Genomic DNA, 18530 nt, shown 5'->3' on the forward strand with positions numbered 1-18530 from the left:
CTACTCAACACCATATATCCTGATCAGCTTCTCCGCCGCATTCCCAAGTGATGTCTCATGGAGCGGGGAATACTTGTCATACAGTTCTTCCGGCTTAATCTTTTCTGCGATAGAAAATGAAGAAATACTATATTTCCACTGCAGATAAGTATAGATATCAGCCATCCATTCCAATACAGATTCGTCATAATCTTCACTGATATCAAACTCAGTTTTCACCCGGATTCCCAGACTCCCCAGAATCTGCTTTGGCGTTTTATTCAAATAAAGCGGATTTCCCTCATCCATCTGCCTGCGGTATTCACTTCTCAGATAATCGTCTATTACCTGAAACGGCTCCTTCGCATTCCTCCCGATTAGCTTGAACAGATACCGTGCTTTCTGGAGCATACTGTCAATATAGCACTCATCATAGGCCGTCTTACTCATAATAATCACCTTCTTTATGATATGTCAGCAGTTTATTGGCCGCATATTGAGCCGTAATTCCGGGAACTGCAAAACCATCCAGCAGGATTGCCTTCATCCTTCCCTGCATGAACTTATTCACTTCGCGCCGTGCCTTAATGTCTTCCTGCTTATGGCTGTTTTCCGGAGTCACCTCATAATAGCCCGTCCAACGAATCTGTGTAAATGCTTTTTCCGATTTCAAAAAAATCTGATTTCCTAGCGAGCCCTTGTAAAACATACGTTCCACTTCCATAATATTAATCTGGTTCGTCAGGAAAGCCTCAACCACCTGTGTATAACTATCGTCTGCCCGATAGCCTTTTATGATGTCAAATTCCTCCGTGTTAACCTTATACATCTCCACCAGTTTCCTGCCGACTATAGCCGCTGCCTCTTGATTCATTCCCCGATTAGAAACCACTTCCGCAATCCATGCCAGTACACCATATTCATTTAAATCCAAAATGCATAATCCTTCCAGATCCAGCTCGTAGGAATTTACAATAGCCTTGTTTGCATTCCCATTCAACGCGGCCCAGCTCTTAGCACGCTCCTCGTATTCCGTTGTATAAAAACCATTTCCGTAATCATTGTCTTCTTTACCGCCAAGATATTCCGGTCCCCTGATGATATGGTCTGATCCATGAAATACATTAACTATCTTCATAATTTCCTCCCGATTCATATGTTTCCCCAACAGCTTGTCTATCTATTATAATAGCCGATTTTCATATGTTTGTATACAATAAATCAATCTCTCTCCTATTTATTAGCCCTTATTTTATCTATAAGAATATCTATGTCGGTGCCCTCATAGTCCTGTAATTTATTAACTATTTTATTAATCCAAAACTCATCAAATTGGCTGCCACTACAGATTTCTGTTCCATTCACCGGAATATGTACAACTATTCGGATTTCTTTACTTCGTTTTGCCATAACAACCTACTTTCCACAGATAGGTCTCATAACATTATATGAATGCCCTCTCTATTTATACTTTTTAGATTGTTAATAGCCTTTTAAAAATCAAATTGTGGTTTTTGATTATTTTCTCAAAGAGAAAAACCGTTGAATACTGATCAACGGCTTATGGCTTTTATTTCTTATTCTTTTATCTTTTCTACAATTTTATATAATATTTTCCCTTCAGAACTATCATCACTTCCTTTAAGCCTTTGCATTGTCATTTCATACCCCAATTTTGCATACTCAACACATGAATTGAATAATTTTGTAGAAAGAGGTCGATCGTTCTGCCCCAAATATTTGATATTTCTGTCCTTTTCATCCTCATCACTTTTATATTTAACAAAGTAACAAAACTGATCTTTTAGACGTAGTTTAAATTCGATATTTTGTCTTTTTGTCAATTCAGTGCCTATTATTTCTTGAATAGCCCGTTCTAGTTCCTCACGATGTTTCTCGTACACTGTCTTATCCGCCTCTTTAATAGTACTTGCAATATCAATTCCTGATTTTCCCAGCCATCTCAACTGCTGTTTTAAAAAAGCATTTTCATCTTTCTCCAATTGATCAGCCATATCTTTGTAGTACTTCTCAAGGTCATCGCAACGCGAAATTGCTAATTCATTCATGGTAACGATACCATTAAGAGCATAACTGAACCTATAAAAATGCTGTTCCAAAAAATCATGTGACAAAACAGCATTTAAAATAATTTGTTGATATTTCTGACATTCACGATGAAACTGTATATTTGGGTAGTGTACAGCATCAATATAGTGCATATTATCATTGTTATTATCCGCTGTTTGTACATTGTTTCCACATATATAAGGCTTATATAGAAGCTTCAACTCTTTTTCGTATTTGTCGTAACACTTTAAAATATTATTAACATTTTGGAAACGTTTTCTAAAATGCTCAGAATTCCGTCTTAATATATACAGCGTTATTTTTTCATTTGCTCTTCTTTTTCTCCCTAACATTTGTATAAAAGTTTCTTCTGTATCAGCAAATACAGCAATATTTACCAAATCTGTATCTTGGAACGTTACGCCGTTGTCCATAACTGCTGTTGATATTACTACTTTTTTACTAGAATGTTTCTTTTCAACGATTTCTCTTACACTTTCATGCTTATTTTCATCGTATTCATAGTCTGCATCTAAAAATATGACATCTTTTTTAGCAATACTCACATCTTTATTATCAAGTAGTTCCCTTTGTAATATTTTTCCTTCTGAAATACTGTCTACAAATACTAGCCATTTTTCTTTCGTTTCATTTATATTTTCTTTTATTTTTCCGACCAAATCTTCCGTTCCATTTACAACTATTATATCCAAATCACAATGCTCACCCCCATGACCATACTTTATTATATGCTCTCCGCATCTCGCATAAAAATCCGAAAAGCTAGGATTAACAAGTCGCTTTCCATTAATATAGTCCGCTATATTTTCTAAAATTTTCTCTGAAGTAGCAGATATGTAAATCCGGATTTTATTTTCAAATAGTTTTCGTATATATAAATATGATAATTCTGTCGCGGTATTAAAATTTGAATCCGAATAAAAATAGTGGCACTCGTCACAAACGACACAAGAAAATTTATCCATAGCCGAATCGAGTTTCCCAATGTCACCATTTTTTATTTTCTTTTCAATATATTGATAAGTCTCAATATTAATATATTCTTTTAAAGCCTTCCCTGTTTGTCTATATACATCACGGAGTTGCCTCGATACTTCTTCATTTAATTCCCTTCGTAACTGCTTCTGGAGTATTCTCCTGTTGACTAAATAAAGAATCTTAAAGTTTTTTTCTATTGCCCATTTTAAATATTTATAAAGAACAAAATGGGTTTTTCCTGAACCTGTCGGTGCCGTAATAAATATAATATTACCCTCACGCCAATTCTGATATTCTTCCCCAATCTCATCACTAATATATTTTTTCTCTGTACTTTCGCTCATTCTTTTAATTCTCCACGTATAATAAGGTTATAGTTGATAGCTACACAGGCTCTTGTACATCTGTCGCGTCAGCGATGATTACTTCATAGTTCTTCATGTCTGCAAATGGAAATAACAAAATATGTGTTTTTCCATTTTCCAATTCCACCATCATTGAGCCCCATTAACAGTTAAAACAGTCAGACACGTGTTAGCTGGTACAAATTTAATTATACAACTAGTCAGGCGTTTATCAACATCTTTTTTCAAAATGGGAATTAGGCAATTTCCATTTTCCAATGCAGATATTGATATCCATTATCATTATTTCAGCTTATTCTTCACACTTTGTACCTGTAGAAAAATATCACAGGTGTATTCTTTAATATTCCGCCAAGCTATTATAGCTTTACATGCTGCCAGTATCGTTCTGGAAGCCTTGCATCCCCTGTCTCATATTTCTTATAAGCTGAAAGAGGGATATGCACCTTAGACGCAAATTTTCTCTGTGACATATTTTCTTTCTTCCGCATCTGCCTCAGATACTCAGGAACATCTGTCGTATCAATAAAGATAAGGTATTCATTAAAAAAGTAATATCGATCCAATTTAAAATACTGTGCCATTTTTTTCAGCAGATCCCTATTCATATTCCCTTCCTGTGTCTTGCCATGAACATAACTGAACACCGTATCCTTTGAACACCCCAATACCATTGCTAACTCAGGCTGTGAAATCTTCGCTTTCTTCATTTGATATTTAATTCTCAAGGCTATGGATTGCTTCATTACATTTTCGTCTTCGAACATACATTCAAATATTCTGCTGCTTTTGGTTAGAACTGCCCCATTTGTTTCCACTACTATACCATCGGGAAGTCCACCCTCCTGTCCATTATTTCAGGACTGCTGGAACCGGAAGAAGGGCTGATAAAAATGAATGGAAAAGACTGGAAAGAAAGTACGATGAATATCGGATATATGCTGCAGCATGACCACCTGTTTGAATGGAGGACTGTATACAGCAACATTCTTCTCGGGCTGGAAATCCAGCATATGCTCTCTGCAAAAACACGGGCAAAAGCTAATGAATTGCTGGAATTGTATGGACTAAAACAATTTGCCAATTCAAAACCTTCTGAATTATCAGGCGGAATGAGGCAGCGTGCCGCATTAATCAGAACTCTGGTGTTGGAACCGGACCTTCTGCTTCTGGATGAGCCGTTTTCCGCACTGGATTATCAGACCCGTTTATCTGTCGGGGATGACATCGGGCAGATCATACGCAATGCACATAAGACAGCACTTTTAGTAACGCACGACTTATCCGAGGCCGTCAGCCTTGCCGACCGGGTAATCATTCTCACAAACCGGCCGGCCCACATTTCCAAAATCGTGCCGGTCACATTTACTCTTGAAAAAGACACTCCTCTTCTTCGGAGGAATGCTCCCGAATTTAAAAACTATTTCAATATTATATGGGGGGAGTTGAATCAAAATGAGTGAAATCTCTGTTGGACAGCAAAGTTACCTGAATATGCGCAAAAAGCACAAAAGGATTGTGCGTGTCTCACGCGTCGCAATCCTTTTGAGTTTTTTATTTCTGTGGGAATTTACGGCTAATGTGGGGATCATTGATTCCTTTATCTTCAGCAGCCCGTCCAAAATAGCCTTATGTTTCTGGGGGATGGTTCTGGATAAAAGTATTTTTGTCCATCTATGGGTCACATTGTACGAAACAATTGCCAGCTTTCTGCTCGTCACCGTCATCAGCGTTTTGATTGCTGTGATCTTATGGTGCAGTAAAAAGCTGTCGGAAATTCTGGACCCCTATCTCGTCGTACTGAACAGCCTGCCGAAATCTGCCCTGGCGCCGCTGCTCATCGTATGGCTGGGCGCTACTAAAACAACCATCATCGTTGCCGGAATGTCCGTCGCCATCTTCGGAAGTATTTTAAATCTATATACCAGCTTCACGACTGTAGATGAAGAAAAAATCAAACTCATCTATACGCTGCGGGGGAACAAATGGCACGCCCTTTCTAAAGTGGTTCTGCCGAGCTCCATCCCCGCCATCATCAGCAATATGAAAGTCAACATTGGGCTGTGCCTTGTCGGTGTGATCATCGGCGAATTTCTGGCCGCACGGGACGGACTGGGATATCTGATTATCTACTCAAGCCAGGTATTCAGCTGTGTTGTGTAAGTGACACAATGTCAGGCACCGGTGCGATATACTAAGGCCGCCTCAACACACATCAAACAGATTTTAATACTGCCACCCTATCTAACACCTGCTCCCATTGTCTGTCACTCAGGAAAGCAGGGCGCGGTTAACAGCCCATTCTCTTCTATCTCCATTAATAGCTGATCTTTTAATAGTAACTGCATAACATTTCTTACTCCCCATCTTTTCTGATGCTCCCACTTGGTACTTCCTGCTTTTTATCCTCTTGATTCTCTGTCAGCTTAAGAAATTTATATACCGTCTCCGCGATCACTTCGTTGCCTTCTGCATTTGGATGAACCCCATCCACAAAGTAGCCGGGGTGTTCCTTTGTCGTGTTATAGATATCTATGACCGGAACATCACATGCTTCTGCGGCTCTTTTAATAATTGCCACAATCTCCGTTGCCAGCACCGACTTGTTCACCTGAAACGCAACCACGTCTTTGCCGTCTGTGCCGAAAGCGGCACAACATGTCATCAAATATACCCTCGGACTGCCCGGCAGTTCTTTGTATCCGTTAACAAAATCCCGAAGCTGTCTTTCATATTCCCCTGCATTCCAGTTGTATGCCTTCGAATCATTTGTACCCAGCATAATCAGGACGATATCCGGATCTGCTTCCTGTGATTCTTTAAATGCATCCTGATTTCTGTATGATTTATTCGTTTCACTCAGTAGTGTGGAACCACTTACCCCGAAATTAAGGACCGTATACCCATCCCCGAGCAGTCCCGCCAGCTTTGCCGGATAAGAATCCCGCTCCCGGGATGTCATCACACCTGCACCATAGGTAATACTGTCTCCGACACACGCCACCCTTATCTTTTCAGTCACGCGCTTCGGCTCCTCCTGTTCTTCCTCATCCGTCTTCACCGCAGGCTCCTTTACTTCTTCCTCATCCGCTGGCACCGGTGCCGCTGGCCTTTGTATCATACGCGCATAAACCACACCCCCGGCCCCGGCTGCAACAACCATCAAAACGATGATGGCAAGCACCCTTTTAACCATCTTACTCATATTCCCAATATCCCTTTCAAATAATTCCTCTTTATATAATACAAGGACACGTTTTCAGACGCGTCCCTATTCATTATCATATATATTTTATTATACTTCATATTCCGCCATTTCACAATCACTTATCCCGTCCCGTCCCTTCCCCGGTCATTTTTCTATGAAGCGTACCTTCCACTCGCCGTGTCCGCCCTTCCCGTTATAATGGATCCTCCCCTGCCGCTTCAGCCTGCGGATTCTTGCATTTGCCGCGGACAGGCTGATTCCCTCTTTTTCTGCAATCATCTTTGCAGTAATCCGGGGATTATCATGCATGTAATCCAGAATCCTCTGATTTTCGGATTCTTTTCTTGATGCATACTGGAAATCGGCATCCAATGGGATTTCTATACGGGGATTCTTTTCTGCCCCGTGCATTTCAGGTTTACAGGTAAGAACGAGTCTGGACGGAAATACTTCAATTTCTTCGATGTAATCCAGCATTACCTCGATTTCTGCCTGCCGGACTGCACCGTCTGCCAAACGCTTCTGTATTTTCTCCAGTCTTTGTTCCGGTATGTTCTGTGTGCTCCCTGCATCATTTAATTTTTCCAACTGGTGATTAATGTTTTCTATCTTCTGTTCAATTTGCGATCTTTTTTCTTTATAGTCTTCATCCGTAATCACATCCTCGAGCAGTTTCTCCAAAAGCCTTTGTTTTTGTCCTGCATAGCGTTCTGCCTCTTTTTTCAGGTGTTTCACCTGTCCGGCCGGGTCATCCTGCTCCAGCGTTTCTGTAAGAATCTGCATGATGATACCTGTGATTTCTGAAACATCTGCTTTTGCCACGTCACTGTATTGCCCCGCTGCCTTTTCCAGTATGGCAGACAGCCGTTCTTCATCCAGATGGATATTGTCACAGCCCCACCCTTCTTCCGGCTCTGTTTCCCGGCTGTTTTTACAGTCCTGCTTTGTCAGGTTCCTGCCATTATGAATGTAATTCCGGCACTGCCACACTGCGGCCGTTTTTTTCTGTTTCTTTCTGTACCGGCGGTAGTAAGGACTGCCGCATTCACCACAGCGGATTTTCCCGGAAAGCCGGTATTTCCCGGGATTTTTCCCCCTTGGCTGGTCCTCATTTAGGCTGTACGCCCTTTTTCTCCGGTCCATTGCCTCGTTTGCCTCCTGCCATTCCTGCTCAGGGACAATGGCCGGAACGGCATTTTTATGGATCATCCACTGGTCTTTTGGGACCTGCATGGTCCTTCCGGTCTGGAAGTCGAAATGCCTTTTATTTTGAATGACCGTTCCGCACCTGATCGGATTACGGATAATCCTTCGGATGGTTTCTGCCTGAAATACTTTTCCGTTCCTGTCACGGATTCCATTTTCCTCCAGATAACGCCCGATTGAAGTACACCCCATGCTTTTACATAGGAAAAACATAATCCGGATTGCTTCTGCCTCCTCCTTCTGAAGCTCAACCGACCCATCCGGGTTTCTTTTTAATCCGTAGGTCTGGGACGGGAGAATGAATTTCCTGCCGTCCCGCTGTCTGTAGTAATGGGCATTGTTTATCTTTTTCGAAAGCTCCCTGCTGTACTCCTCGGCCAGAATCGCCTTGATCCCGGTAATCAGGGCATCATCCGCCGAATAAAACTTACCTTCCAGATACATAAACAGTTTTTTACCGTTTGTAACCAGACGGTCTATAAATAAGTACCAGTCTTTTGTGTTGCGCATGAGCCGGTCCTGACTCTTGATGACTACAATGTCAAATTTATCCGTCTGTAATTCTTCGTATAAGCGGTTATATTCGTCCCGCCCTGCCGTCGTTGTCCCGCTTTTTGCTTCTATATATTCGTCTACGAGCAGCCATCCCTGCCGTGCCACGCTAAGCCGTGATTCGGCGGCCTGCTTAAAAAGGGCATCCTGCTGGCTCTCTTCCTCAGTACTGCAGCGGCAGTATATGACGGCCCTGGTCAAAGCCTGTACCTCCGGTATATCTGGTTTTCTGCCCGGATTCGCCCGGCCACGGATATCAATTTCTCACGGCACAGTATTTCGACCGTCTTAAGGAGAATCCTCATCTCTGCGGCATCTTTCTGTTTCGCGTTCTCATTTTTCATTGTCTGTCACGGCTTTTACCATTGTCACTTTAGCGTATGAGAAAACGCCTTGTACTTATGAATCATTTTTTGATAGAATCTGCATATTTTTTCACATAACCGATGAGTGGTTCCAAATAGGATCTTTCTGTCCAGTCATAGCTTCCGCCATCTGCTTCGAAAAATGCTTTCATCCACGGTTCCAGTGTATTCGGATCTTTTTTGCTCAACGATTTTTTCAGCATCCTGCATAAGGTTCTGTCTTTAAAGTCCATAACCGTCTCATCGTATGCACCTCTGCCATAGAACATCGGAATTTCAAAGGGAAGGTTTTTCAGGTTATGTTCCTTAACCGCTTCGAATTCTTTTTCATGAAACGGGCTTGCACCAACAGCAAAAATAATGATATTCCTATCTTCAAGAAGCCTGATATTCTTCCGTATGTATTTCATAACCGACACGCCGCCTGCGTACATGCCGCCGATGGCCACAATCAAATCATACTTCTTTATCCCACTGAAGTTATAGCTCCCGATTTCAAAAACATCGCAGGAAAACTCCTCCTTCAGCATTTTGGCATATTTTTTTGAAGCGCCGTATTTCGATTTGTACAGTACCAGAATTTTACACATATTTATTCTCCTTTTCGTCTCCATTCGTTATCGCAGCTTCTTTTCCAGATTGTCTATGCCGGCATACAGTTTCATCATCAAAGTAAATAACTGTCCGATTTCTTCAATAGTATAGACTTCAAATAGATAATTTAACTGCTTTTCATATGTTGCAAATACGGTATTAAAGTATTCGGTTAATTTTTCTGTCGGATAAATACCCGCGGCACGCAGATCATTTTCGCTTTGTTTTATGACGACGAATCCTTTTTTTTCTAAAGCTTGTGCCAATTTTTTGATATTCTGTCTGGAACAGCCAAGAAGCCTGCCTAATTGAGTGAATGTCAGTTGTTCCTTCGACTGTCTGATCATCGTTAAAAGCATGAACTGCTTTAGCGACACCTCCGGAATATTGTTATCAAAAACTGTCTGAAGCCTGTTCCCCGCAATAAAAAGTGTGCTAAAAATAGCCTTCCCCTGATTTTCCGGCGAATCTGAAAATCTTTCTATCAAATCTTTTATTTCCATGAGCCCCTCCTTGTTTAGTAACTTGTTACTTGATTATAGCAACAAGTTACCTTTTTGTCAACAAAGAGGCTGACATTTTGACATTTTGCCGTCCCGCCTGTTTAAAATGGATTGGCTCCTGATGTCTATCGTACTTCTTTGTATTATGGCGATGGGGCTGTATGCAGTCATTAACCTGATTGAAAAAATTTATCTGGAAAAATTCTGACCTCATCCCTTTTCGGGATGATGAAGGGAATAAAGCAGAGGTGCTGAACCGCGCCTCTGCTTTTTGTATATATTGCTTATTTTTGCAATTATTTTTTTGCTTTTCATAGTGTATTTTGTATTATTTTCAGACTTCACGTGATATAATAAAGACTATATCAGGTGGAACGGTTTTCCCTGTACGGGCCGTATTACGGCATCTTATTTACGGTGCAGTCTGCGTTCCCGCCTGTACTTACTATCAAAGGAGGAGAGACATGAATTTTAATCCCAGCAGCACTTTTTTATTTTTACTCGCAGGCATGATCATTCTGTTCGTTATCTGCCAGTCTGTATTTTTCCTTGTGCGGGCATACCGGAGGGGGAAATCGCTCGGTATGGACATGGGCAAGATCAAAAAAACGATGATTTCCACTGCCATTTTTACCTTTGCTCCGGCACTTTCCATACTGCTTGGAGTCATCACGCTCTCGAAATTTCTGGGGCTTCCGCTGCCGTGGCTGCGCTTAAGTGTGATCGGCGCCATTACATATGAACTTCCCGCAGCGACCACGACAGCAAATGCGCTCGGCATCTCTGCACTATCTGAGACGATCACGGACCCGAAGGTATACACCGCAATCGCATGGGTTATGACCCTCGGAATCTTCCCGGGGCTTCTCTGGGTACCACTGTTCATCCGCAAGATTCAGGGAGGGCTGATGAAGATCAAGAACAAGGACAGCAAATGGGGGGATATCCTGATGACGGCCCTGTTTCTTGGAATGATTTCCGCATTCCTCGGGATGGTATTCGCTGATATCCGCTCGGGCTTAAAGGGCTGGATCCCGATCTTCGTCCTCTTATTCTCGGCCCTGATCATGGGAGTCTGCGGACTGCTTATTAAAAAATGCAGCATGAAATGGCTGGAAAACTATGCCCTCCCTGTCAGTATGCTGGGAGCCATGATATTTGCAGCGTTTATTACACCACTGATAGGAGGCTGATATCAATGAAGACGAATCGTACTTACGAAGACAAAACACACCTTTACGGGCGGATCTGGATACTCACGGCTCTTATCATGATCTTTTCCTTCCCTGTTGCCGCCTGTATCTACTATGATGCATGGCCGGGATGGACGCCTGTGCTCAAAGGACTGCTCGGCGTTGCCCCGATCTTCTGGACAGTCGGGCTGATCGAAGTGCTCACGTTTGTCCCCATGCTCGGAACGGCCGGATCGTATCTCGCTTTTGTTACGGGCAACCTGACAAACTTAAAGGTACCTGCGGCACTGACAGCAATGGAGAATATGAAGGTGAAACCAGGAAGTGAAGAAGGCGAAGTGGTGTCCACGATTGCCATTGCCACCTCATCCATCGTTACAACCCTGATCATCGCCGTGGGCGTTGCGCTCCTTGTGCCTTTGACCCCGATCTTAAATTCACCGCTCTTGAAACCGGCTTTCGATAATATACTTCCCTCCCTGTTTGGAGGACTTGCGGTCGTATATGTAAGTAAAAACTGGAAGATTTCGATTGCACCGCTCATTTTCATGATTGTGCTGTTCCTGCTGGTGCCGTCACTCTCCGGTTCTGTCGGCGTCCTTGTTCCGGTTGGTGCACTGATCGCCATCGGCGGTGCCCGGATTCTTTATAAAAAAGGAAAACTGTAATCTGTCACTGAGCAGTTACAAAGGAGGTTTTATTATGATAGTTCTATGGGTTATTCTCATTTTAATTGTGCTTTTTCTTGCAGTGCTGATTGTACGTGCGCTCGGCTACAAGCCAGAAGAAAGATACATGCCGTCCGGTGATGCCCTTGCCCTGGACAGCGATAAGATTGTAAAAGATATGGCAGAAATGATCCGCTGCAGGACGATTTCTTATAATGATCCCGATCTGATTGACAAGGAAGAATTCCGTAAGTTTCAGGAACTGCTCCCTGCATTGTTCCCACATATCCATGAAGCATGTTCCCGGGAATTTGTAGGTGAAAACGGAATGCTTTACTGTTGGAAGGGAAAAAGCCCCGACAGTCCCGTCGTGCTAATGTCCCACTATGATGTCGTCCCTGTCGAGGAGTCCCAGTGGGATAAACCGGCATTCGATGGAATCGTGGAGGACGGTGTTCTCTGGGGGAGGGGTACGCTGGATACAAAGGGGACTCTGTGCGGAATTATGGAAGCCGCTGAAAAACTGATACAGGAAGGTTTTGTTCCGGAGCATGATATTTATTTTGCATTTTCCGGACAGGAAGAGATCAACGGGCCGACCTGCCCCGCCATCGTGGATTTATTCGAACAGCGCGGCATCCGCCCTGCGCTTGTCGTCGATGAGGGCGGCGCTGTTGTGGAAAATGTTTTCCCGGGCGTTGATAAGGAGTGTGCACTGATCGGTATCGCCGAAAAGGGACTGACCAACATCGAATTCCATGCAAAGAGCGGCGGCGGCCACGCCTCCATGCCCCCTGTACATACGATTGTCGGGGAACTGGCACAGGCCGTCACGGAAGTGGAAAACCACCCGTTCCCACGGCAGCTTACAAAACCGGTCCGAGAAATGCTGGATACACTGGGCCGTTATTCTACCTTTACATACAAACTGATTTTCGCAAACCTCTGGTGTTTCGAGGGACTATTTGACAGGATATGCAGGGCATCCGGCGGGGAGCTCAATGCCATGATGCGCACCACATGTGCCGTCACGAAAATGGAAGGTGGAAAAGCCTTCAATGTCATTCCTCCGAAAGCATCTGTGGGAATGAACCTGCGCCTGCTCGGCAGTGATACGGTGGAATCCGCAAGAGATTATCTGGAAAAGACCATTCACAATCCGAACATTGATGTGACGGTCTATGAAGGAAGGAATCCTTCCGCAGAATCAGACACCGGATGCGAGGAATACAAACGCCTCTGTCAGGCCGTTGTGGATACTTGGCAGGATGCCATTGTCTCTCCCTATCTGATGATGGCATGCAGTGATTCCTGGCATTACTGCCGGATCACCGACAGAGTGTATAAGTTCTCGGCCATGAAGCTTTCAAAAGAGGAGCGGGGTATGATCCACGGGAATAATGAGCGTGTCCCGGTCGATACACTCGTAAAAACTGTGGAATTCTATGTACGGCTTTTAAAGAAATGTTAGCATAAGGACGGTGTAAGGGACTGTCGTTAGCCATCTTTTTCTTTTTTTGCAGAAAGTTTCAGGGGAGACCGTGGCTTATGTGAGCCACGGTCTCCCCTGTTACAACTGTCTATTTCCTGACATCCCTTTATCCATGTTGTCTTTTTGTTCCTGTCTGCTTCTATTTATCCTCATACCCCACGAGTTCTTCAATATCTTTCTCGATTTCTTCCACAGGGGCCGTCGGCTCAAACCGTTTAATGACCGTTCCATCCCGGTTCAGCAGAAACTTGGTGAAATTCCATTTTATATCATTGCTTTTTTCATATTCCGGATTTTCCTCTGAGAGGATTTCATGAAGCTTGCCGCTTAGCGGATGATCCTTGTCAAAACCTTCGAATCCCTTTTTCTCTGTCAAATACCGGAACAGGGGGTGTATATGTTCTCCCTTTACTTCTGTTTTCGAGAATACCGGAAATGTCACTCCGTAATTTTTCCGGCAGAAGGTATCAATCTCCTTGTCATCCCCCGGTTCCTGCTCCTTAAACTGGTTGCAGGGAAACGCCAGTATTTCTACGCCTTTGTCCTGGTATTTTTTGTAGAGCGCCTCTAATTGGGCATACTGCGGGGTAAATCCACACTTGCTTGCTGTATTTACGATCAGGAGCACTTTCCCTGAATAGTCCTCCATTTTCTCCTTCGTACCGTCGATCCGCGTCAGTTCGATTTCTTTTAATTCCATCTGTTACTACTTCCTTTCCCGGCTTTTAAAGCGTTCTTCCTATACGCCTGCTCTGGAAAGTATTATATATCGTATGCATGAATTTTATACGGAAACAGAATATAAAACAACTGCCTCATAAGAACGTAAGGTGCCATCTTCCGGCCCGTCCCCATAATTGCCGAGTATTTTATCATATCCACCCGTGAGTGCCGCCAGTGCCTCTTTTGATTTTACCCTGACAGCTTCCGGCCGGAAATTGCACAGCACAAGAAGTTTCTCGGTTCCCAGACTTCTTTGGTATACCATCAGGCCGGGATCTTCCTCATCGATAAACTCAATATTTCCTTCTGCAATTACAGGTTTTTCTTTCCTGAGCCTGATTAGTTTTTTATAAAACGTCAGAATCGAGTCTTCATCTTTTTCTTCCTCCCGGACATTGATTACCCGGTAATTTTCAGGCAGTCCGATCCACGGCTCTGCGTCCGAAAACCCTGCATGGTCTTCCCCGCTCCACTGCATCGGCGTGCGGCCATTGTCTCTGGAACGCCCTGCCAGAATGTCCAGTGCCTCGTCCGTGGTTTTTCCTTCTTTTAACAGGATTTCATAATAATTCAGGCTCTCTACGTCCCTGTACTGTCCGATGGACCGGTACCCGGCATTCGTCATCCCGAGTTCTTCACCCTGATAAATATAGGGGGTCCCCCGCATCAGGTGGATTGCCGCGGCCAGCATTTTCGCCGATTCCTTCCAGTACTTCCTGTCATCCCCGAAGCGGGATACGACACGCGGCTGATCGTGATTACACCAGAAGACTGCATTCCAGCCGTCCGCATTCTGCATCCCGGTCTGCCACTGCCTGAACAGTTCCTTCAGGGCTGCGAAATCCGGTTCTGCCAGTTCCCATTTGTTTCCATTTTTATAATCCACCTTTAAGTGGTGGAAGTTAAAACACATAGACAGTTCTTTTTCCTTAGGATTGGAATACCGGATACAGTTTTCCAGCGATGTGGATGACATCTCGCCCACCGTCACCATGTCTTCAATCCCGGTATCACGCACCAGTTCCTTTAAAAATTCGTGTACATGCCGCCCATCTGTATAAAACCTTCTCCCGTCGCCCTCGTAATCATCTTCAAATACTTCCGGCTTCGATATCAGGTTCACGACGTCAAACCGGAACCCTTTGATTCCTTTTTCCTTCCAGAACCGGATCACATCCTTTAATGCACCGCGGACCTTCGGATTCTCCCAGTTGAGATCTGCCTGCGTTACGTCAAACAGATGGAGATACCATTTTTTCAGATGGGGGACATACTCCCATGCCGGCCCGCCGAATTTCGAAATCCAGTTTGTTGGCAGCCGGTCTTTCTCTCCATCCCGGAAGATATAATAGTCCATGTATTCCTCACTGCCCGCCAGTGCCTTCTGAAACCATTCATGCTCCGTCGAAGTATGATTGAATACCATATCCAGCATCAGGCCGATTCCTCTTTCGTCCGCCTTTTTGATCAGCTCCTCCAAATCCTCCATCGTACCGAACCGAGGATCGATCTTTAAGTAATCTGCCACATCGTATCCGTTATCATGCTGGGGGGAAATGAAAAACGGGGTCAGCCACAGGTAATCTACACCCAGTGATTCCAGATAATCCAGCTTTTCCGTGATTCCTCTTAAATCCCCGAATCCGTCCCCATTTGAGTCTTTGAATGATTTCGGGTAAATCTGATATACTACTTTATCTTTAAAACCGGCCATGCTCTGTTCCTCCTGCTTATTCAAATGTAATCACCGCCGTATCATTTGCCTCTGCACGGATACCCGTATGGAACTGGATACCGCGCGCCTCTCCTTCATCCGTAATAATGCACACCGTTGTATCTGGATGGCCTGCCTGTTTGATTTTTTTTCTGTCGAAACAGATGAGCGGATCTCCCGTACGGACTTTATCCCCCTCTTTCACGAGATATTCAAACCCGTCTCCTTTCATGTCGACCGTATCGATCCCAACATGGAGAAGCAGTTCCATGCCATTGGAAAGCGTCAGGCCGCAGGCGTGTCTGGACTCCTCCATCAGCACCGTCACGGTCCCGTCTGCCGGGGCGCACAGTGTTTCATTTTCCGGGATCACTGCCAGTCCGTCTCCCATGACTCCTTCGGAAAACACACCGTCTCCCACTTCTTTTAACGGAATGACTCTGCCGTCCAGAAAAGCCTTTAATTCTTTTACGGGTTCTTCTGTATCCTCTGGAATCATTTCAGTTTCTGATCTTTTCATACTTTTTTTCTTTCCTACAATTACGGTAAGCAGGAACGGGACTGCGATTGCCACTGCCATGCATATTGCAAAGGAGAGCATATATTTCGGCTGGATGGAAAGGATTCCGGGGAGTCCTCCGACGCCAATTGCATTTGCCGTTGTGCCTGTTGCCACACAGATGACTGCCGCACAAGCCGAGCCGATCATCCCGCACACAAACGGGTAGAGATGTTTCAGGTTGACGCCGAAGATGGCCGGTTCTGTGACCCCGAGGTAACAGGAGATGCAGGCCGGGACGTTCACCTCCTGTGCCGCAGCATTTTTCCTCTGCAGCGTAATCATTCCAAGAACAGCAGAGCCCTGTGCAATGTTTGACAGCGCGATCATCGGCCACAGCATCGTCCCGCTGTAATCCGCAATCAGCTGAAGGTCGATGGCATTGGTCATATGGTGCAGCCCGGTAATGACGAGAGGGGCATACACGAATCCGAAGACTGCGCCGAAAATAACTTTAAAGGAGCCCGTGATTCCTGCATATACGACACTGGAAATGGCAGAACCGATCTTCCACCCCACCGGCCCGAGGATAAAATGTGCCGCGATAACTGCCAGTACGAGGCTGCAGAATGGGACAACAATCATAGAGACTACCTGGGGTGTAATCTTCCGGAAAAACTTTTCCAGATATACGAGTGTAAATGCTGCAAGTATGGCCGGAATGACCTGTGCCTGATACCCGATCATGTTGATTTTAAAATATCCGAAGTCCCAGAATGGGATATCTGCTGCCGCCGTGGAAGCCACTGCATATGCGTTCAGAAGCTGTCCTGACACGAGTGTCAGTCCAAGGACGATTCCAAGCATCTGGGTCGTTCCCATTTTTTTCGTAACAGACCAGCAGATTCCGACCGGAAGCATGTGGAATACCGCTTCGCCGATCAGCCAGAGAAAGCTGTCGATACCGGACCAGAACTGGCTGATATCGCAGAGTGTCTTTGTTCCGTTCTCGAATAAATACAAGCTGTCAATACAATTACGGAAACCTAAGATCAGACCTCCGACAATGATTGCCGGAATCAATGGTGCGAAGATTTCGGCGATCGCCGTGACCGCCCGCTGCAGCAGATTCTGATTCTTCTTTGCCGCCTGCTTTACAGCGTCCTTTGATACCCCTTCAATCCCCGCGGCTGCCACGAAATCATTATAAAAATCTGCCACTGAATTCCCGATAATGACCTGGAACTGGCCGGACTGGGTAAAGCTGCCTTTCACTGCCTTCATCGCCTCAATCTTTTTCACATCCGCTATTGACGGGTCGCTAAGCACAAACCGCATTCTCGTCATACAATGTGAGACAGCTGCTATGTTCTGCCTTCCTCCTACCAGTTCCAGAAGCTCTTTTGCGTCCTCTGCATATTTGCCCATGACTTTTCCTCCCAAACTTTTCAATCAGACTATTCGCTCAGTATCTTGTTTAAACAAGTTCTGTAATTCTTTTATACCACACTTGTTTAAACAAGTCAACCTATATTTAGAAATTTCTTAGTTTTTTCTATAAATGCATTAGCGATAGATACTTTAATCCCCACGGCTTTCTTGACTTCTTTTTTTTATCAGCTATAATAAAATCAGATGTTTAAACAAGCAAAACGCTTTAGAAAGGTGATATTTATGCCAAAGGCCAAATTTGAAACGATATATAAAGATTTAAAAAAGAAAATTGAATCTCAGGAATATCCTTATCAGGAACTGCTTCCTTCGGAGAACACGATGGTAACGATCTATGACTGTTCCCGGAATACAATCCGCAGGGCCGTGTCCGAGCTGGCTGAACAGGGGTATGTCCAGTCTCTGCACGGGAAAGGGGTGCGCGTGATTTACCAGCCGGTCGATCAGGCTTCCTTTACTATCGGTGGGATCGAATCCTTTAAAGAATCTGCTGTCAGAAATCATAAAAGGACCCGCACGGACGTTGTCCGTTTTGCCGAAATCACGGCCGATGAACGGGTTGCCGCCAATACGGGATTTCCGGTCATGAGTGAGCTGTACTATATTCAGCGTGTCCGTTATCTGGAAGATAAGGCGCTGATTCTGGATATCAATATGTTTCTGAAATCCGAGGTTCCCGGACTGACAAAAGAAATTGCCGGGAATTCCATTTATGAATATATTGAAAATGAATTGGGAATGGCTATCGTTACAAGTAAACGAAAAATGACGGTGGAGCGCGCAACAGAGATTGATGAAAAATATCTGGAGCTCAATGACTATAACTGTCTTGCAGTGATCACGGGGCAGACTTATAATGCGGACGGTATTATGTTCGAATATACACAGTCCCGGCACCGGCCGGATTATTTCTGTTTTCAGGATACGGCTACAAGAAAGCGGTGATTG

Annotated in this window: 18 protein-coding genes and 1 pseudogene; 6 read left to right on the forward strand and 13 right to left on the reverse strand. The window is 44.3% G+C overall.

What is annotated here, in order from left to right; translation table 11 throughout:
* The 5 genes from DWX43_RS14825 to DWX43_RS14840 all read right to left on the reverse strand — a co-directional run bounded on the left by DWX43_RS14825 (position 1) and on the right by DWX43_RS14840 (position 4123).
* Positions 1-429 carry a hypothetical protein gene (locus tag DWX43_RS14825; protein WP_118620829.1) on the reverse strand — a complete coding sequence of 143 codons (429 nt, stop codon included), beginning with the start codon at positions 427-429 and terminating at the stop codon, positions 1-3.
* Positions 422-1117 carry a DUF3990 domain-containing protein gene (locus tag DWX43_RS14830; protein ID WP_182440714.1) on the reverse strand — a complete coding sequence of 232 codons (696 nt, stop codon included), beginning with the start codon at positions 1115-1117 and terminating at the stop codon, positions 422-424. Before DWX43_RS14830 ends, DWX43_RS14825 begins: the two co-directional genes overlap by 8 nt.
* 95 nt (positions 1118-1212) lie before the next feature.
* A complete protein-coding gene (locus tag DWX43_RS27190; protein ID WP_187370893.1) occupies positions 1213-1389 on the reverse strand; it encodes a hypothetical protein in 177 nt (58 codons plus the stop codon).
* 167 nt (positions 1390-1556) lie between these two features.
* Positions 1557-3392, reverse strand: a complete 1836-nt coding sequence (locus DWX43_RS14835; RefSeq protein ID WP_118620831.1) for a DEAD/DEAH box helicase family protein — start codon at positions 3390-3392, stop codon at positions 1557-1559.
* A 380-nt stretch (positions 3393-3772) separates the two neighbouring features.
* Positions 3773-4123, reverse strand: a complete 351-nt coding sequence (locus tag DWX43_RS14840) for a helix-turn-helix transcriptional regulator (protein ID WP_182440715.1) — start codon at positions 4121-4123, stop codon at positions 3773-3775.
* A gap of 120 nt (positions 4124-4243) precedes the next feature.
* Between DWX43_RS14840 and DWX43_RS14845 the strand changes: the two are divergent.
* Positions 4244-4876, forward strand: a pseudogene (locus DWX43_RS14845) (ATP-binding cassette domain-containing protein); the annotation flags it as partial.
* Complete coding sequence (locus DWX43_RS14850; protein WP_242996121.1) at positions 4869-5576, forward strand: ABC transporter permease; 708 nt, start codon at positions 4869-4871, stop codon at positions 5574-5576. The pseudogene DWX43_RS14845 and the gene DWX43_RS14850, both read left to right, overlap by 8 nt.
* A 193-nt stretch (positions 5577-5769) precedes the next feature.
* Here DWX43_RS14850 and DWX43_RS14855 read toward each other — a convergent pair whose 3' ends face one another.
* From DWX43_RS14855 to DWX43_RS14870, 5 genes are all read right to left on the reverse strand, one after another.
* The gene (locus DWX43_RS14855; RefSeq protein WP_118620833.1) at positions 5770-6618 is read right to left on the reverse strand and encodes a GDSL-type esterase/lipase family protein; all 849 of its coding nucleotides are present in this window, start codon (positions 6616-6618) and stop codon (positions 5770-5772) included.
* Positions 6619-6765: 147 nt separating this feature from the next.
* Positions 6766-8580 (reverse strand): recombinase family protein, encoded by a 1815-nt coding sequence (locus tag DWX43_RS14860; RefSeq protein ID WP_118620834.1) that lies wholly within the window; start codon positions 8578-8580, stop codon positions 6766-6768.
* Positions 8577-8723, reverse strand: coding sequence for a hypothetical protein (locus DWX43_RS27000; RefSeq protein ID WP_182440716.1), 147 nt, complete (start codon positions 8721-8723; stop codon positions 8577-8579). The genes DWX43_RS14860 and DWX43_RS27000 overlap by 4 nt, the downstream gene beginning before the upstream one ends.
* Positions 8724-8785: 62 nt before the next feature.
* Positions 8786-9334 (reverse strand): flavodoxin domain-containing protein, encoded by a 549-nt coding sequence (locus DWX43_RS14865; RefSeq protein WP_109732096.1) that lies wholly within the window; start codon positions 9332-9334, stop codon positions 8786-8788.
* A gap of 27 nt (positions 9335-9361) precedes the next feature.
* The gene (locus DWX43_RS14870; protein WP_118620835.1) at positions 9362-9841 is read right to left on the reverse strand and encodes a MarR family transcriptional regulator; all 480 of its coding nucleotides are present in this window, start codon (positions 9839-9841) and stop codon (positions 9362-9364) included.
* 464 nt (positions 9842-10305) lie between these two features.
* Here DWX43_RS14870 and DWX43_RS14880 point away from each other — a divergent pair, with 464 nt between their 5' ends.
* The 3 genes from DWX43_RS14880 to DWX43_RS14890 are packed head-to-tail and all read left to right on the forward strand — an operon-like array spanning position 10306 to position 13173.
* On the forward strand, positions 10306-11034 hold the full coding sequence (locus DWX43_RS14880) for a DUF5058 family protein (protein WP_118620836.1): 729 nt from the start codon (positions 10306-10308) through the stop codon (positions 11032-11034).
* A gap of 5 nt (positions 11035-11039) precedes the next feature.
* Positions 11040-11702: a hypothetical protein gene (locus DWX43_RS14885; RefSeq protein WP_109732093.1), complete on the forward strand. Its 663-nt coding sequence runs from the start codon at positions 11040-11042 to the stop codon at positions 11700-11702.
* Between the two features lie 34 nt (positions 11703-11736).
* Entirely contained in the window at positions 11737-13173 is a 1437-nt protein-coding gene (locus tag DWX43_RS14890) for a M20 family peptidase (protein ID WP_118620837.1), read from the forward strand.
* A gap of 160 nt (positions 13174-13333) precedes the next feature.
* Here DWX43_RS14890 and DWX43_RS14895 read toward each other — a convergent pair whose 3' ends face one another.
* The 3 genes from DWX43_RS14895 to treP all read right to left on the reverse strand — a co-directional run bounded on the left by DWX43_RS14895 (position 13334) and on the right by treP (position 17558).
* Positions 13334-13894, reverse strand: coding sequence for a glutathione peroxidase (locus tag DWX43_RS14895; protein WP_118620838.1), 561 nt, complete (start codon positions 13892-13894; stop codon positions 13334-13336).
* Positions 13895-13978: 84 nt separating this feature from the next.
* On the reverse strand, positions 13979-15631 hold the full coding sequence (treC, locus tag DWX43_RS14900; protein ID WP_118620839.1) for an alpha,alpha-phosphotrehalase: 1653 nt from the start codon (positions 15629-15631) through the stop codon (positions 13979-13981).
* Positions 15632-15647: 16 nt separating this feature from the next.
* Positions 15648-17558, reverse strand: a complete 1911-nt coding sequence (treP, locus tag DWX43_RS14905) for a PTS system trehalose-specific EIIBC component (protein ID WP_109732089.1) — start codon at positions 17556-17558, stop codon at positions 15648-15650.
* A gap of 246 nt (positions 17559-17804) precedes the next feature.
* Here treP and treR point away from each other — a divergent pair, with 246 nt between their 5' ends.
* Positions 17805-18527, forward strand: coding sequence for a trehalose operon repressor (gene treR, locus DWX43_RS14910; RefSeq protein ID WP_109732088.1), 723 nt, complete (start codon positions 17805-17807; stop codon positions 18525-18527).
* Positions 18528-18530: the final 3 nt, after the last annotated feature.

The organism is Clostridium sp. AF19-22AC (assembly GCF_003479085.1).
Classification (GTDB): Bacteria; Bacillota; Clostridia; order Lachnospirales; family Lachnospiraceae; genus Faecalicatena_A; species Faecalicatena_A orotica.

Bases quoted from the DNA above. Each gene is read 5' to 3' on its own strand.
- DWX43_RS14825 (WP_118620829.1), bottom strand. From the start codon at position 429: ATGAGTAAGACGGCCTATGATGAGTGCTATATTGACAGTATGCTCCAG.
- DWX43_RS14830 (WP_182440714.1), bottom strand. From the start codon at position 1,117: ATGAAGATAGTTAATGTATTTCATGGATCAGACCATATCATCAGGGGA.
- DWX43_RS27190 (WP_187370893.1), bottom strand. From the start codon at position 1,389: ATGGCAAAACGAAGTAAAGAAATCCGAATAGTTGTACATATTCCGGTG.
- DWX43_RS14835 (WP_118620831.1), bottom strand. From the start codon at position 3,392: ATGAGCGAAAGTACAGAGAAAAAATATATTAGTGATGAGATTGGGGAA.
- DWX43_RS14840 (WP_182440715.1), bottom strand. From the start codon at position 4,123: ATGAAGAAAGCGAAGATTTCACAGCCTGAGTTAGCAATGGTATTGGGG.
- DWX43_RS14850 (WP_242996121.1), top strand. From the start codon at position 4,869: ATGAGTGAAATCTCTGTTGGACAGCAAAGTTACCTGAATATGCGCAAA.
- DWX43_RS14855 (WP_118620833.1), bottom strand. From the start codon at position 6,618: ATGAGTAAGATGGTTAAAAGGGTGCTTGCCATCATCGTTTTGATGGTT.
- DWX43_RS27000 (WP_182440716.1), bottom strand. From the start codon at position 8,723: ATGAAAAATGAGAACGCGAAACAGAAAGATGCCGCAGAGATGAGGATT.
- DWX43_RS14865 (WP_109732096.1), bottom strand. From the start codon at position 9,334: ATGTGTAAAATTCTGGTACTGTACAAATCGAAATACGGCGCTTCAAAA.
- DWX43_RS14870 (WP_118620835.1), bottom strand. From the start codon at position 9,841: ATGGAAATAAAAGATTTGATAGAAAGATTTTCAGATTCGCCGGAAAAT.
- DWX43_RS14880 (WP_118620836.1), top strand. From the start codon at position 10,306: ATGAATTTTAATCCCAGCAGCACTTTTTTATTTTTACTCGCAGGCATG.
- DWX43_RS14885 (WP_109732093.1), top strand. From the start codon at position 11,040: ATGAAGACGAATCGTACTTACGAAGACAAAACACACCTTTACGGGCGG.
- DWX43_RS14890 (WP_118620837.1), top strand. From the start codon at position 11,737: ATGATAGTTCTATGGGTTATTCTCATTTTAATTGTGCTTTTTCTTGCA.
- DWX43_RS14895 (WP_118620838.1), bottom strand. From the start codon at position 13,894: ATGGAATTAAAAGAAATCGAACTGACGCGGATCGACGGTACGAAGGAG.
- treC (WP_118620839.1), bottom strand. From the start codon at position 15,631: ATGGCCGGTTTTAAAGATAAAGTAGTATATCAGATTTACCCGAAATCA.
- treP (WP_109732089.1), bottom strand. From the start codon at position 17,558: ATGGGCAAATATGCAGAGGACGCAAAAGAGCTTCTGGAACTGGTAGGA.
- treR (WP_109732088.1), top strand. From the start codon at position 17,805: ATGCCAAAGGCCAAATTTGAAACGATATATAAAGATTTAAAAAAGAAA.